Here is a 13,823-nt window from a genome sequence, read left to right on the forward strand (position 1 = left end):
GTGCGGTCAGCCGGGTGTGCCGAGGACCCCGTCCGCCAGCCGGGTCAGGCCGGCCGTGATCTGCTCGGCGGTCAGGCCGCGGTCGTCGCGCTGGAAGCCGTACACCTCGGGGGCGAGCGGGGCCAGGAGGGGCTCCACCAGCGCGTCGGGGTCCGGCACGTCCGCGGCGACGAGCAGGGACCGCACGTGCGCCCGCCAGAACCCGTACGCCCCCGTCGTGAACCGCGACCGGCCGGTCTCGGCGCCGAGGACCAGGTGGGCGTGGTCGTCGAGCAGTCGCACCATGGCGGCGTAGAAGGCCGCCAGGCGGGCCGCGGGGGGCGCGCCGGGTCCCAGCGGGGGAGCGCCGCGCAGCAACTCCTCCTGCAGCGCGCGCTCGTGTTCGTCGAGGAGGGCCAGGGCGATCGCGGCCCGGTCCGGATAGCGCCGGTAGAGGGTCCCGCGGCCCACCCCCGCGGCGCGCGCGATGTCGTCCATGGTGACGTTCGGCGCGCCCTCGGCGGCGAACAGGCGCTCGGCCGCCTCCAGGATCCTGGCGCGGTTGCGTGCGGCGTCGGCTCTCTCCATGGGACGGAGCATATATGGACACGGCGTCCGCTTCCTTGCTACGGTCAAGTGGACGCAGTGTCCACTTAATGGAGTGATCATGAGCCATCTGCTGCACCTGGACGCCAGCGCCCGGCGTCGTTCGATCTCCCGGGAGCTCTCCGCGGCGTTCGCCCGGGCCTGGCGTACGGCACATCCGGACGGCGGTTACACCTACCGCGATCTGGCGGCCGACCCCGTACCGCACATCGGCGAGGCGTGGACCGAGCTGTGCGATCACGTGCTGGCGCACGGCATCACCGACGTCGGCCGCTACCGGGAGGCCGTGCGGACTCCCGGGCAGGAGGAGGCCTGGGCCGTCCTCGCCCCGCTCCTGGACGAGCTGGTGGCCGCCGACGTGGTGCTCATCGGCACGCCGATGTACAACTACTCGGTCCCCTCGGCGCTCAAGGCCTGGCTCGACCAGGTGACCTTCCCGAAGATGTCGCTGTCCGGGCGCCGGTTCGTGGTGGCCGGCGCCCGCGGCGGCGCCTACGGGCCCGGCACCCCGCGCGAACCGTTCGACCACCAGGAGCGCTACCTGCGGGACTTCTTCAAGGGGCACTTCGGCGTCGAGGACGTCGCGTTCGTCCACGCCGAGCTGGCCAACGCCCTGATCGACCCGGCCCTGGCGCACCTGCGCGACGCGCAGGACGCCTCGCGGGCCGAGGCCCGGGTGCGGATCCTCGCGGAGGCCCGGAGATGAGCTGGGCCCTGCTGCTGCTCGCCGGGCTGGTGGAGATCGCCTGGTCGCAGAGCATCAAGCCGACGGAGAACTTCACCCGGCCGGTGCCGACCCTGGTCTGCTTCGCGCTGGCCGCCGGCGCGGTCTGGCTGCTCTCCAAGGCGATGGACGACATCCCGGTCGGCACCGCCTACGCCGTCTTCACCGGCATCGGAGCCGTCGGGGCGATCACCTTCGGCGTCGTGCTGAACGGCGACCCCCTCGGCGCGGGCCGCCTCGCCGCCCTCGCGCTGATCGTCGGCGGCATCGTCCTCGCCAGGCTCGCCTGACGCGTCGCCGTCACCGGCGGACCGGCGGACCGGCGGTGCTCCGGAGGCGGAGCGGTGCTTCGGTGCTGGGGCGTTCTACCGGCCGCGGTCACGCAGGAACCGGACGCCCAGCACGCCGTACCAGAGCATGACGGGCAACTGGAGGCCGTAGCCGAGCTGCTCCAGTTCCGGCGACGGGCCGCCGGTCCCGGTCGTCCACGGCAACGCGACCGCGGCCAGCCCGCAGAGCACCGCGACCGCGCCGGCGAGGCGGAGTCGGCGGGGCAGCGGCAGGCACGCCGCGGCGGCGGCCGTGGCGGCGGCCCACAGCAGGCCCGTCAGGTTGACGGCCCACTTTGCGGTGAGCAGCACCGCCGCGGCCACGGCGGCGGCGGTCGGATCGGCGGGATCGGCGGCCAGCTGCGTGACCGCCAGGTTCCCGGCGTCGTGCAGCAGGCCCGCCAGCCCGGTGGCGGCGAGCAGCCCGCCCGGCAGCGCGCCCGGCAGCCCGCCCGACGGCCCGCCCGACGGCCCGCCGGGCCGTCCGCTCGGTGGTCCGCCGGGCATCGCGGCCGGGTACGGCCCGCCCGCCGCGGCCGGACCGGCGGCCAGCACGAGCCCGGCCGCGGTCAGCGCCAGCCAGGCCAGCACGTCGAGGGCCAGCTCGGCCAGGTGCAGGCCGGTGTGCCCGTTCACCGCCGCCAGCGCGCCGGCCGGGTCGGCGGGGTTCAGGGTCAGTCCTGCCGGGACCACGATCGCCACCGCGGCGATCATCGTGATCAGTGAGGCCAGCAGCAGTGCGCCGGTGAGCCGGATGCCCGCATCGCGGGTGATGGTGGACGTCATGGGCGGTTACGGTAGAACCCTGCCGCAGGGGGAAGGTCAACGCGCACGGGAAAGAGGGCCGTCATGTGGCGGATCGGACAACTGGCGCGGATGTCCGGCGTGTCGGAGCGCACGCTGCGCCACTACGACGCGATCGGGCTGCTCGCCCCCGCCGCCGTCGACCACGTCACCGGCTACCGCTGGTACGGCGCGGCCGAGCTCTCCCGGCTCGAACGCATCCGCGGTCTGCAGCGCCTGGGCCTGCCGCTGCGCCGGATCGCCGAGCTGATCGACGCCCCCGAGACCCACCTGCGCCAGGCGCTGACGGACACCGTGGCCGCCATCCGGCGTGACATCGCCGAGCTGGAGGCCGCGGCGGCCCGCGCCGAGGACCGGCTGAGGCGGCCGATGTCGATCCTGCCCCAGCAGGCCGCCGTGCGGGCCCGCCGCCTGCGGGTGCGCCGTCTGCGCGTCGAGCACCCGTCCGAGCTGGCCGCCGTGTGCGGGGATGCGCCGGAGACCCTGCTGACCTGGTTGCACGGGCACCCGGCCGGTGGCTTCGCCGCGGCCGTGGCCGCCGGGCGGGACGGCGAGCCGCTCACCCTGCCCGCCCGCACGGTCGTGCGCGCCGTCGTCCCGCCCGCGGTCGGCGTGGTCCGGGCGGGGCAGGACCTGTTCGGCTGGCTGGACCGCCACGGGCTGGCCGTCGCCGGTCCCACCCTGGAGGAGCACCTCGTCGACGCCGAGGGCGTCGGGGTCACCGTCCTGGAGGTGCCGACGCGACCCGGCGCGCGGTGATCCGCCGCGCGCGGCGTCCAGAAACGGTGCGGGGTCCCGGTTCGGGAGCGGTCCCGGGTCCGGGAACGGCGCCAGGCCCGGGTCCGGGAACGGCGCCGGATCTAGGAACGCAGGCGCAGTCCGCGGGGGGTCGGGTGGAACCCGGCGGACTCCAGCGCGGCGGCCAGCGGGGAGTCGCCGATCGCCGCCCCGTCGGCGCGTTCCACCGTGAGCCTGCCGAGTGCGCCGTCCCGCACCGCCAGCGCCAGGGCGTCGACGGCGGGCCGGACGCGGTCGTCGTCGGCGAACGACAGCAGGGTCTTGCCGCCGCGCTCGACGTAGAGCACCAGCTGCCCGTCGACCAGCACCACCAGGGCGCCCGCCTTCCGCCCCGGCTTGTGGGACACGTCCCCCGGATGCGCGGGCCACGGCAGCGCCGCGCCGTACGGGTTGGCCGGGTCGGCGGCGGCGAGCACCACGGCCCGCCGCCCGTCGCCGCCGTCATGGCGGGCGGGGGCGCCCCACGGGCCGGCCGGCGCCCGTCCGGGGCCGGAGGCGCTCCGCGGGTCGGCGGACGCGGGCGGGGCAGGGATGCTCCACGGGTCGGCGGCCTCCGGCGGCGCGGACGCGTCCCAGGGGGCCGGAGCCGGCGGCGAGGCGGCCGCGCGCATGCGGTCGACGGCCCCCGGCAGGGCGAACTGGGCGCCGCCCAGGCCCTCGACGAAGTAGCCGCGGCGGCACCGGCCGCTCTCCTCGAACGCGCGCAGCACCTGGTAGACGGCGGCGAACCCGCCCGGCAGCCGCTCGGCCGCGACCGCACCCCGGGTCACCACGCCGTGCCGCTCCAGCAGCACCTCCGCCTGGGCGTGCGCCCGCTGGGCGGCGTCCTCGGCCGGGGCGGGCAGCGGCCACCAGCGCCCGCCCACGGTCGGCGGGCCGCTCCGGGTGGGCAGCACCGCCCGCCGCCTGCGGGTGGCCGCCGGGCGGTGCGCGGGCCGCCCGGTGCCGAGCACCGCCCGCAGCGGGGCCAGGGTGTCGCCGGTGATCCGCCCCGCCCACACCAGGTCCCACACCGCCGCCACCAGCGCCCTGTCGTCGGGGACCTCCCCGAGCAGGGCGCCGGCCCGGCCCGTCAGCTCGCGGAAGAACAGCGCGCCCCCGCCGGCGAGGACCTCCAGGACCGCCTCGTGCAGCGGGGTCGTGGTGATCTCCAGGGGGGCGGGGATCAGCAGCGGGGCGGTGTCGGCGAAGTACAGGGAGATCCAGCCGTCCCCGCCGGGCAGCGACCCCTGCCCCGCCCAGACCACCTCGCCGGAGGAGGTCAGCTCGTCCAGCAGGGACGGGTCGTAACCCGGCACCCGGGACGGCAGGACCAGCGTCTCCAGCGCCGAGGCGGGCACCGCCGCGCCCTGGAGCCGCTCGACGGCGTCCACCAGCGCGTCGACCGGCGGCCTGCCCCGGCGCGCGGCGCCGGTGACGCCGTGCCAGGCGGGGGAGAACGCGGCCAGCACCTCCGGCGGGACCGGTTCGACCTCCTTGCGGAGCCGTGCCAGCGACCGGCGGCGCAGCATGCGCAGCACGCCCGCGTCGCACCACTCCTCGCCCCGGCCGCCGGGCCGGAACTCCCCGCCCACCACGCGGCCGGCGGCCGCCAGGCGGCGCAGCGCGTCGGCGACGACGGCCGGGCCCAGCCCGAACCTGGCCGCGGCGGAGGAGGCGGTGAAGGGCGTGCGCGTGCGGGCGTGCCGCGACAGCAGGTCGCCGAGCGGATCGTCCACCGGCTCCAGGAAGGCGTGCGGCAGGCCCACCGGGAGCGGTGCGCCGAGCGCGTCGCGCAGCCGGGCGGCGTCCTCGACCGCGGCCCACCGCTCCTGCCCGGCCACCCGCACCCGGATCGCTCGCCGGGCCGCCTCCAGGCCGTCCAGCCAGGCCGGGTCGCCTCCGCGCAGGCTCACGTCGGCGGAGACCAGGGGCCCGTGGGAGCGGAGCAGGTCGGCGAGGTCCTCGGCGTCGCGGAGCGGCCGGTCCAGCCGGGCCAGCTCGCGCTCGGCGTCGGCCATCACGTCGGGGTCGAGCAGCTCGCGCAGGTCGGCCTGGCCGAGCAGCTCGGCCAGCAGGCTCGTGTCGAGCGCGAGCGCCTGCGCGCGGCGCTCGGCCAGCGGGGCGTCCCCCTCGTACATGAACGCGCCGACGTAGTCGAAGAGCAGGGACGCGGCGAACGGCGACGCCTGGGAGGTCTCCACCTCGACCAGCCGCACCCGCCGCGCCGCGACGTCCCGCATGAGGCCGACCAGCCCCGGCACGTCGAACACGTCCTGCAGGCACTCGCGCATCGTCTCCAGCACGACGGGGAACGAGCCGTAGCGCCCGGCCACGCCCAGCAGGTGGGAGGCGCGCTGCCGCTGCTGCCAGAGCGGGGTCCGCCTGCCCGGACTGCGGCGCGGCAGCAGCAGGGACCGTCCGGCGCACTCGCGGAACCGGGAGGCGAACAGCGCCGAGCCGCCCAGCTCCTCGGTGATGATCCGCTCGATCTCCTCGGCGTCGAAGACCGCGACGTCCGAGGGCGGGTCGGAGAGCGTGTCGGGGATGCGCAGCACGATCCCGTCGTCGGAGTGCACGGCCTGCACGTCGACGCCGTAGCGCTCGCGCAGCCGCCGCCCGATCGCCAGCGCCCACGGGGCGTGCACCCGCGCGCCGTACGGCGAGTGCACCACCACGCGCCAGTCGCCCAGCTCGTCGTGGAAGCGCTCGACCACGAGGGTGCGGTCGTCCGGCACGTATCCGGTGGCCTCGCGCTGCTCGGCCAGGTAGGCCAGCAGGTTGGCGGTGGCGAAGCCGTCCAGGCCCGCCGCCCGGACCCGGGCCGGCGCGGCCTCGGGACCGGCCGCGGCCAGCTCGCGCAGGAAGGCGCCGATCGCCCGGCCCAGCTCGGCCGGGCGGCCCGGGGTGTCGCCGTGCCAGAAGGGCAGCTTGCCCGGTTGCCCGGGGGCGGGGGAGACCAGCACCCGGTCGGCTGTGATGTCCTCGATCCGCCAGGAGGTCGCCCCGAGCACGAAGACGTCCCCCGCCCGGGACTCGTAGACCATCTCCTCGTCCAGCTCGCCCACCCGGGAGGCCTTCTCCCCGACGAGGAACACGCCGTACAGGCCCCGGTCGGGGATCGTGCCGCCGCTGGTGACGGCCAGCCGCTGGGAGCCCGGCCGCCCCTGCAGGACGCCGGTGACCCGGTCCCAGACGATGCGCGGGCGCAGCTCGGCGAACTCCTCGCTCGGGTAGCGCCCGGCGAGCATGTCGAGCGTCGCCTCCAGCGCGCTGCGCGGCAGCGTCCGGTACGGCGCGGCGCGGCGGACGAGCGTCTCCAGCTCGTCGACGGTCCACTCCTCCAGCGCGGTCATCGCGACGATCTGCTGGGCGAGCACGTCGAGCGGGTTGCGCGGGTAGCGCAGCTCCTCGATCCGGCCGCTCTTCATCCGCTCGGCCACCACGGCGGTCTGGACCAGGTCCCCCCGGTACTTGGGGAAGATCACGCCGCGGGAGACCGCGCCCACCTGGTGCCCGGCCCGGCCGATGCGCTGCAGGCCGCTGGCCACGCTCGGCGGCGCCGCCACGCACGCGACCAGGTCGACCGAGCCCATGTCGATGCCGAGCTCCAGGCTGGAGGTGGCCACCACGGCGGGCAGCCGCCCGGACTTGAGCGCCTCCTCGATCTGGGAGCGCTCTTCCTTCGACACCGAGCCGTGGTGGGCCCGCACGATCTCCGGCGGCGCCCCCGCGCCCGTCCCGGCCTGGGCCATCATCTCGGCCGGAGCGGAGATCGCGGCGGGGGGCCGGGGGAAGCCCCCGGCCCAGTGGACCGGCTCCGGGCCGTGCCCCGCGGAGCGTCCGCCGGGCCCGTCCGCGGAACCGTTCAGGGGATCGGCGGCGGAACCGGCGGCGGACCGCTCGGCGGCCAGCTCGTTGAGGCGGGCGCAGAGTCGTTCGGCGAGCCGCCGGGAGTTGGCGAACACGATCGTCGAGCGGTGCCCGCCGATCAGGTCGAGGAGCCGCTCCTCGACGTGCGGCCAGATCGTCCGCCGGGTCGGCCGCTGCTGCGGCCACGCGTCGTCGCCGGCGTCCGGCCGGGGCGCCGTGTCGAGCTCGGTCATGTCCTCGACCGGGACGACGACCTCGACCTCGACGACCTTCTCCGACGGCGGCTGCACCACGGTCGCGGGGCGGGGGCCGCCGAGGAACGCGGCCACCTCGCTCACCGGGCGCACGGTCGCCGACAGGCCGATGCGCTGTGCGGGGCGCGGGAGCAGCGCGTCGAGCCGCTCCAGGCTGAGGGCCAGGTGCGCGCCGCGCTTGGTGGCCGCCACCGCGTGGACCTCGTCGACGATGACGGTCTCCACGCCGCGCAGCGCCTCGCGGGCCTGGCTCGTCAGCAGCAGGAACAGCGACTCCGGGGTGGTGATGAGGATGTCGGAGGGCCGGGCCGCGAACCTGCGGCGCTCCTCGGCGGCGGTGTCGCCGGACCGGATCGCCACCGAGATCTCCGGAACCGGGAGGCCGAGCCGCCGGGCGGTCTGCCTGAGGCCGGCCAGCGGCGCGCGCAGGTTGCGCTCGACGTCCACGGCCAGGGCCTTGAGCGGCGAGACGTAGAGCACCCGGCAGCGCGGGGGAGCGGCGCCGTCCCCTGCGCCGCCGTCCGCTGGGCCGTCGTCCTTCGTGCGGGAGCGCCGCCGTCCGGCCGGGGCCTGCGGTCGCGGGTCCGTCATGCGCTCGGCGGCCAGGCGGTCGAGGGACCACAGGAACGCGGCCAGGGTCTTGCCGGAGCCGGTCGGCGCGACCACCAGCGTGTTGTCGCCGCGGGCGACCGCCTCCCACGCTCCCTGCTGGGCGGCGGTCGGCGCGGCGAAGGCCCCGGCGAACCATTCCCTGGTCACCCGGGTGAAGTGGTCGAGCGCTGATCCGGTCACGGTTCCATACTGCCGGGCGGCACCGACAGAACCGGTGCCGCCCGGCGACCGTGCGAACGGGAGCACGGGGCCGACCGGGCACCGGCCGGGAGGGTGACGGCCGGGCACCGACCGGGAGGGTGACGGCCGGGCACCGACCGGGAGGGTGACGGCCGGGCACCGACCGGGAGGAAGGTCGTGAAGTGACGGATGGGGGCCGGCGGGGCGGAAGGGCCGGAAGCGACGGACGGGGGTGACGGTGGCATGACGGTCCGGTCAGGTTGGGCCGCTCCCGCCACGGAGAGATAGCTCAGACACGGCACGGCGAGCAACCGGCACACGGGATGATGGGTCAGGCGATGAGCATCGACTATCCGGCCATCGAGACGGCACGCGAACGGATCAGGGCCGAGCACCTGCGGGCGCACCGCCCGCCCAGCAGTGCCAGAGGGCTGCACCACTTCGCCCTGATCTGCTCCGACGTCGAGAGGACGATCGCCTTCTACCAGGACCTCCTGGAGTTCCCCCTCACCGAGATATTCGAGAACCGCGACTACCGGGGGTCCAACCACTTCTTCTTCGACGTCGGCAACGGCAACCTGCTGGCCTTCTTCGACTTCCCCGGCCTCGACCTCGCCCCCTACGCCGAGGTCCTCGGCGGCCTCCACCACATCGCGATCTCGGTGGACCCGTCGACCTGGGAGCGGCTGCGCGGCAGGCTGGAGGCCGCGGGCGTGCCGCACCGGATCGAGAGCGGCGCCTCGATCTACTTCCGCGACCCCGACGGGACGCGCCTGGAACTGCTCGCCGACCCCCTCGGCGAGATGTACGGCTCGCACGTCATCTGATCCCCCGCCATCCGCGGCGGAGCGGCCGAGGGCGGGGCCCGCCGCAGCCCGGTCACGTCCCGTCGGGACCCATACTGGGGGGATGCGCCTGTCGGAGTTCTGGAAGCGGATGAAGCTGCACTTCGGTGACCCCTATGCCGAGTCATGGGCCCGCGACTACGTCATCGCGGAGCTGGGCGGCCGGACGGTGACCCAGGCGCTGGCCGACGGCATCGCGGCCAAGGAGGTCTGGCACGCGGTGTGCGGTGTGGTGAGCGTCGACTCGCGACTGCGGTAGGGCCGCGAGCCGGGGAGGCCGCCCCCGCGCGGGCCGGGTTCAGGGGAACCGGCCGTCGCCCTTGAGCGCCGCCCCCAAGGCCGCCCCCGCGCGGGCCGGGTTCAGGGATCGGAGGCGTCCTCCAGCGACGTGCCGATCAGTTCGGCCGCGCGGGCCGGATCGCCGGCGCCCCCCTGACCGCCGGGGGACCACAGGAAGAGCCAGCCGTCCCGGGCGGGGGCGGCGAAGACGATCGTCTGCCTCCCGGTGCCGGGGTTCCACACCCACAGCACGGGATCGCCGTCTCCGAGCAGGCGGCCGACCAGCCCCCGGCCGGGAAGCTCCGCGGACAGGGAGCCGAGGTGGGCCAGGCGCTGCTGGGTGAACGTATCCGTCAAGCGACGCACCTTCTGGTTCGTTTTCGCTCCAGGATTCCCCCAGGTCGGCGGGGTCACAACAGGTCTGACGGAATGCCCGGGAATGTCGTCGGGGAGTGGAGACCGGCGGTGCGCCGGGGGCCGCGTTCCGGTGACACGGGTGGTGCGGCAGAGCCGCGATCGAACAGCCGTTCGGCTATATTGGACGGGTCAGCCCTAGTGGCGTGCTCTCCGGAAAATGTCGGTGGCACCCCGTAGCTTTCTGGCAACACCGATCCGACCCACAACCCTCCAGGGGGCTCCCAGTGGCAGCTAACGACCGCGAGAAGGCGCTCGAGACCGCGCTCGCTCAGATCGAGCGGCAGTTCGGCAAGGGCTCCGTCATGCGTCTCGGCGACGAGACCCGCGCACCCATCGAAGTGATCCCGACCGGGTCCATCTCCCTCGACGTCGCGCTCGGCATCGGCGGGCTCCCGCGCGGTCGCATCGTCGAGATCTACGGCCCGGAGTCCTCCGGCAAGACCACCGTCGCGCTGCACGCGGTGGCCAACGCCCAGCGCGCGGGCGGCATCGCCGCGTTCATCGACGCCGAGCACGCCCTCGACCCGGATTACGCCAAGAAGCTGGGCGTCGACACCGACGCGCTGCTCGTCTCCCAGCCCGACACCGGCGAGCAGGCGCTGGAGATCGCCGACATGCTGATCCGGTCGGGCGCCGTCGACCTGCTGGTCATCGACTCGGTCGCGGCCCTGGTGCCGAAGGCCGAGATCGAGGGCGAGATGGGCGACAGCCACGTCGGCCTCCAGGCCCGCCTGATGTCGCAGGCCCTGCGCAAGGTCGCCGGCGCGCTCAACAGCACCGGCACCACCGCGATCTTCATCAACCAGCTCCGCGAGAAGATCGGCGTCATGTTCGGCTCGCCCGAGACCACGACCGGTGGAAAGGCGCTGAAGTTCTACGCCTCGGTCCGTCTCGACATCCGCCGCATCGAGACGCTGAAGGACGGCACCGAGGCGGTCGGCAACCGCACCCGGGTGAAGGTCGTCAAGAACAAGATGGCGCCCCCCTTCCGGGTGGCCGACTTCGACATCCTGTACGGCGTCGGCATTTCCCGTGAGGGCGGTCTGATCGACATGGGCGTCGAGCACGGTTTCGTCCGCAAGTCCGGCGCCTGGTACACCTACGAGGGCGACCAGCTCGGCCAGGGCAAGGAGAACGCCCGCAACTTCCTGCGCAACCACCCCGACACGGCGAACGAGATCGAGAAGAAGATCAAGGAGAAGCTCGGCGTCGGCCCGCGGGTGGACGCTCCCGCCACCCCGCCGCCGGCCGCCCCCGCGGCTCCCGCCGCCTCCGGTCGGGGCGCCAAGGCGGCCGCCGCGCCCAAGCCCGGTGACGCCTGATCCGGACCTGAGCGATGATGACGGGACCCGACGCCGGTCCGGCCGGGGCGACCGGACCGGGAGACTGGGGGGCCTGGCCCGATCTGCCCGCCTCCGGTCCGGCCGGGACGGGTCGGCGCGGCGGCCGGAGGCGGCGCGGCGCGCAGGGGAGCGGCCGGGAGAGAGACGCCCGGGACGGCCGCGGGGAGAGAGGCCTCCGAGACGGGGACGGCGGCGGAGGGCTCGTCCCTGACGGCCCCGTCGAGGGATCGGCGGCGAGTCAGGGACCTCCGGCGGATCCGCAGGCGGTGGCGCGGGCGATCTGCCTGCGCCTGCTGACCATGGCGCCGCGCACCCGGGCGCAGCTCGCGGAGGCCCTGCGCAAGCGCGAGGTGCCCGACGACGCGGCCGAGGCCGTGCTGGAGCGGTTCTCCGAGGTCGGCCTCATCGACGACGAGGCGTTCGCGGCGGCCTGGGTGAGCTCGCGCCACACCGGGCGGGGGCTGGCCCGGCGCGCGCTGGCGTCGGAGCTCCGGCACCGGGGCGTGGACGAGGACACCGTCAAGGAGGCGGTCGAGCAGCTCGACCCCGAGCAGGAGGTCGAGACCGCCCGCCGCCTCGTGGCGCGCAAGCTCCGCGCGACCCGGGGGCTGGAGCCCGCCGTCCGGACGCGGCGGCTCGCGGGCATGCTCGCCCGCAAGGGGTACGGCCCGAGTCTGGCCTTCCGCGTCATCCGGGAGGCGCTGGAGAACGAGGGGGCGGAAGATCCGGTCGTTCCCGTCGATCCGGATGATCCATTCGCTTGAAAGAACACGCGGGCCAGTGGGTCTTTGCTTGCTCGTTACCTCTTCGACGCTTAATCTCGACTCCAGTGAGGAGTTACTCCGCGCAGTGCGGATTGTCATAACGGTGAACTACGGACGTGTGAGCTTGCGGCGCGGGCGGGCGAGGTGTCGGCGAGGAGAGCCGGCATGGTGCCGGTCCTGGGTTGATACCTGTCCTGGTGGCTGTACCGCTGGGCTTTCCGTGCCGTGCGTGTGACCCCTCGTGTGCTTGGCTGAAGCGAGGAGGGCGGGGCGCGCATGGAGCCAGTTGTGGTCGTCGTGTTGGCAGGGGCGCTCGTGGTTCTTGCCGGGGCGACGATAACCGTGCTGGTCCTGCTGCTCCGCCGTACCGGGGCCGGGTTCGGCAAGCCGGCCGGTCCCTCCCCCGAGCAGATGGAAGAGGTCCACGCCGAGCTGGAGGAGGTCCGGCGCGAGGCGGAGGAGCTCCGCGGCCGGGCCGAGCGGGAGGCCGGAGAGATCCTGCGCCGCTCCGAGGCCGCCGCCGAGAGCGCCGCCCAGATGCGCAAGGAGGTCGAGGCCGAGGCCAAGGTGCTCAAGTTCGAGCTCAAGGAGCTCCGCGCCGACCTGGAGCGCCGGGAGAACCGGCTGGCGGAGCGGGAGCAGCGGCTCGACGAGGAGGCCAGGCGCCAGGCCGAGCGGGCCCGCAAGCTCGCCGAGACGGAGACCGAGCTGGCCGACCGCCGGGCGGAGCTCGACCGGGTCGCCGAGGAGCGCAGGGCGGTCCTGGAGCGGGTGGCCGGGCTGACCGGCGCGCAGGCCAAGGCCGAGCTGGTCATGGAGATCGAGAACCAGGCCAAGCGCGAGGCTGCGCTGATCGTCCGGGAGATCGAGAGCGAGGCGCGCAAGGAGGGCGAGAAGCGCGCCACCAAGATCGTGACTCTGGCGGTCCAGCGGGTGGCCACCGAGCAGACCGCCGAGTCCGTGGTGAGCGTGCTGCACCTGCCCGGCGACGAGATGAAGGGCCGCATCATCGGCCGCGAGGGCCGCAACATCCGCGCCTTCGAGTCGACCACCGGCGTCAACCTGATCATCGACGACACGCCCGAGGCGGTGCTGCTGTCCTGCTTCGACCCGGTCCGGCGGGAGACGGCCCGGCTCACGCTGGAGAAGCTGGTGCTGGACGGGCGCATCCACCCCCAGCGCATCGAGGACGCCTACGAGCGCAGCCGGGCGGAGGTGCAGGAGCTGTGCGTGCGCGCGGGCGAGGACGCCCTGGTGGAGCTCGGCATCACCGACATGCACCCGGAGCTGGTCACCCTGCTCGGCCAGCTGCGCTACCGCACCTCCTACGGGCAGAACGTCCTCGGCCACCTCGTCGAGTCCGCGCACATCGCCGGGATCATGGCCGCCGAGCTCAAACTGGACCAGATGCTGCTCAAGCGCTGCACGGTGCTGCACGACATCGGCAAGGCCCTCACCCACGAGGTCGAGGGCAGCCACGCACTGATCGGCGCGGAGATCGCCCGCCGGTACGGCGAGCACGAGGACGTCGTGCACGCCATCGAGGCGCACCACAACGAGGTCGAGGTCCGCACGGTCGAGGCGGTGCTGACGCAGGCCGCCGACGCGATCAGCGGCGGCCGGCCGGGCGCGCGGCGCGAGTCGCTGGAGGCCTACGTCAAGCGGCTGGAGCGGCTGGAGGAGATCGCCCAGTCCTACGAGGGCGTGGAGAAGGTCTTCGCCATGCAGGCGGGACGGGAGATCCGGGTCATGGTCAAGCCGGACGCGGTGGACGACATCCAGGCGTCGGTCATCGCCCGGGACGTGGCCAAGCAGATCGAGGAGGAGCTGACCTACCCGGGACAGATCCGCATCACCGTGGTCCGCGAGTCCCGCGCCACCGAGTTCGCGCGTTAGCGCCCCGCGCCACCGGGTGCGCCCGTCACCCGGTGGCGCGGAGTGCGCCCGTCGGCGTCCGGGGCGCCGGGCCGGTCCCCGGGAGGCGTGCCCGCCGGCGCCGGCGGTTTCCGCGCCGCCGGACGCCGGCGGCCGGGACCC

At 74.9% G+C, this 13,823-nt stretch carries 12 protein-coding genes; 8 read left to right on the forward strand and 4 right to left on the reverse strand.

Features of this window, described 5'->3' with window-relative positions; translation table 11 throughout:
* Positions 1–6 precede the first annotated feature (6 nt).
* Positions 7–567, reverse strand: a complete 561-nt coding sequence (locus HS045_RS17375; protein WP_196452371.1) for a TetR/AcrR family transcriptional regulator — start codon at positions 565–567, stop codon at positions 7–9.
* Positions 568–646: 79 nt separating this feature from the next.
* Between HS045_RS17375 and HS045_RS17380 the strand changes: the two genes are divergently transcribed.
* A complete protein-coding gene (locus HS045_RS17380) occupies positions 647–1,291 on the forward strand; it encodes an FMN-dependent NADH-azoreductase (protein ID WP_196452372.1) in 645 nt (214 codons plus the stop codon).
* Positions 1,288–1,599 carry a multidrug efflux SMR transporter gene (locus HS045_RS17385; protein WP_196452373.1) on the forward strand — a complete coding sequence of 104 codons (312 nt, stop codon included), beginning with the start codon at positions 1,288–1,290 and terminating at the stop codon, positions 1,597–1,599. The genes HS045_RS17380 and HS045_RS17385 overlap by 4 nt, the downstream gene beginning before the upstream one ends.
* A 75-nt stretch (positions 1,600–1,674) precedes the next feature.
* Here HS045_RS17385 and HS045_RS17390 read toward each other — a convergent pair whose 3' ends face one another.
* Entirely contained in the window at positions 1,675–2,424 is a 750-nt protein-coding gene (locus HS045_RS17390; protein WP_196452374.1) for a hypothetical protein, read from the reverse strand.
* Positions 2,425–2,487: 63 nt separating this feature from the next.
* Between HS045_RS17390 and HS045_RS17395 the strand changes: the two genes are divergently transcribed.
* The gene (locus HS045_RS17395) at positions 2,488–3,201 is read left to right on the forward strand and encodes a MerR family transcriptional regulator (RefSeq protein ID WP_196452375.1); all 714 of its coding nucleotides are present in this window, start codon (positions 2,488–2,490) and stop codon (positions 3,199–3,201) included.
* Positions 3,202–3,302: 101 nt separating this feature from the next.
* Here HS045_RS17395 and HS045_RS17400 read toward each other — a convergent pair whose 3' ends face one another.
* Positions 3,303–8,138 carry an ATP-dependent helicase gene (locus HS045_RS17400; protein ID WP_196452376.1) on the reverse strand — a complete coding sequence of 1,612 codons (4,836 nt, stop codon included), beginning with the start codon at positions 8,136–8,138 and terminating at the stop codon, positions 3,303–3,305.
* 338 nt (positions 8,139–8,476) lie between these two features.
* Between HS045_RS17400 and HS045_RS17405 the strand changes: the two genes are divergently transcribed.
* Both HS045_RS17405 and HS045_RS17410 read left to right on the forward strand, forming a co-directional pair.
* Positions 8,477–8,965, forward strand: a complete 489-nt coding sequence (locus HS045_RS17405; protein ID WP_196452377.1) for a VOC family protein — start codon at positions 8,477–8,479, stop codon at positions 8,963–8,965.
* A gap of 82 nt (positions 8,966–9,047) precedes the next feature.
* Positions 9,048–9,242 (forward strand): DUF3046 domain-containing protein, encoded by a 195-nt coding sequence (locus tag HS045_RS17410; RefSeq protein ID WP_196452378.1) that lies wholly within the window; start codon positions 9,048–9,050, stop codon positions 9,240–9,242.
* A gap of 101 nt (positions 9,243–9,343) precedes the next feature.
* Here HS045_RS17410 and HS045_RS17415 read toward each other — a convergent pair whose 3' ends face one another.
* Entirely contained in the window at positions 9,344–9,628 is a 285-nt protein-coding gene (locus tag HS045_RS17415; RefSeq protein ID WP_307827568.1) for a hypothetical protein, read from the reverse strand.
* Between the two features lie 275 nt (positions 9,629–9,903).
* Here HS045_RS17415 and recA point away from each other — a divergent pair, with 275 nt between their 5' ends.
* The 3 genes from recA to rny all read left to right on the forward strand — a co-directional run bounded on the left by recA (position 9,904) and on the right by rny (position 13,682).
* Complete coding sequence (gene recA / locus HS045_RS17420) at positions 9,904–11,001, forward strand: recombinase RecA (RefSeq protein ID WP_196452380.1); 1,098 nt, start codon at positions 9,904–9,906, stop codon at positions 10,999–11,001.
* Positions 11,002–11,018: 17 nt separating this feature from the next.
* The gene (gene recX, locus HS045_RS17425; protein ID WP_230884397.1) at positions 11,019–11,786 is read left to right on the forward strand and encodes a recombination regulator RecX; all 768 of its coding nucleotides are present in this window, start codon (positions 11,019–11,021) and stop codon (positions 11,784–11,786) included.
* 276 nt (positions 11,787–12,062) lie between these two features.
* Positions 12,063–13,682 (forward strand): ribonuclease Y, encoded by a 1,620-nt coding sequence (gene rny, locus HS045_RS17430; protein ID WP_196452381.1) that lies wholly within the window; start codon positions 12,063–12,065, stop codon positions 13,680–13,682.
* The last annotated feature ends 141 nt before the right edge of the window (positions 13,683–13,823 follow it).

The organism is Planomonospora sp. ID82291, assembly GCF_015711645.1.
In the GTDB taxonomy this organism is placed as follows: Bacteria; Actinomycetota; Actinomycetes; order Streptosporangiales; family Streptosporangiaceae; genus Planomonospora.

Excerpts from the sequence above, each read along its gene's own strand:
- HS045_RS17375 (WP_196452371.1), bottom strand. The coding sequence starts at position 567 with ATGGAGAGAGCCGACGCCGCACGCAACCGCGCCAGGATCCTGGAGGCG.
- HS045_RS17380 (WP_196452372.1), top strand. The coding sequence starts at position 647 with ATGAGCCATCTGCTGCACCTGGACGCCAGCGCCCGGCGTCGTTCGATC.
- HS045_RS17385 (WP_196452373.1), top strand. The coding sequence starts at position 1,288 with ATGAGCTGGGCCCTGCTGCTGCTCGCCGGGCTGGTGGAGATCGCCTGG.
- HS045_RS17390 (WP_196452374.1), bottom strand. The coding sequence starts at position 2,424 with ATGACGTCCACCATCACCCGCGATGCGGGCATCCGGCTCACCGGCGCA.
- HS045_RS17395 (WP_196452375.1), top strand. The coding sequence starts at position 2,488 with ATGTGGCGGATCGGACAACTGGCGCGGATGTCCGGCGTGTCGGAGCGC.
- HS045_RS17405 (WP_196452377.1), top strand. The coding sequence starts at position 8,477 with ATGAGCATCGACTATCCGGCCATCGAGACGGCACGCGAACGGATCAGG.
- HS045_RS17410 (WP_196452378.1), top strand. The coding sequence starts at position 9,048 with ATGCGCCTGTCGGAGTTCTGGAAGCGGATGAAGCTGCACTTCGGTGAC.
- recX (WP_230884397.1), top strand. The coding sequence starts at position 11,019 with ATGACGGGACCCGACGCCGGTCCGGCCGGGGCGACCGGACCGGGAGAC.
- rny (WP_196452381.1), top strand. The coding sequence starts at position 12,063 with ATGGAGCCAGTTGTGGTCGTCGTGTTGGCAGGGGCGCTCGTGGTTCTT.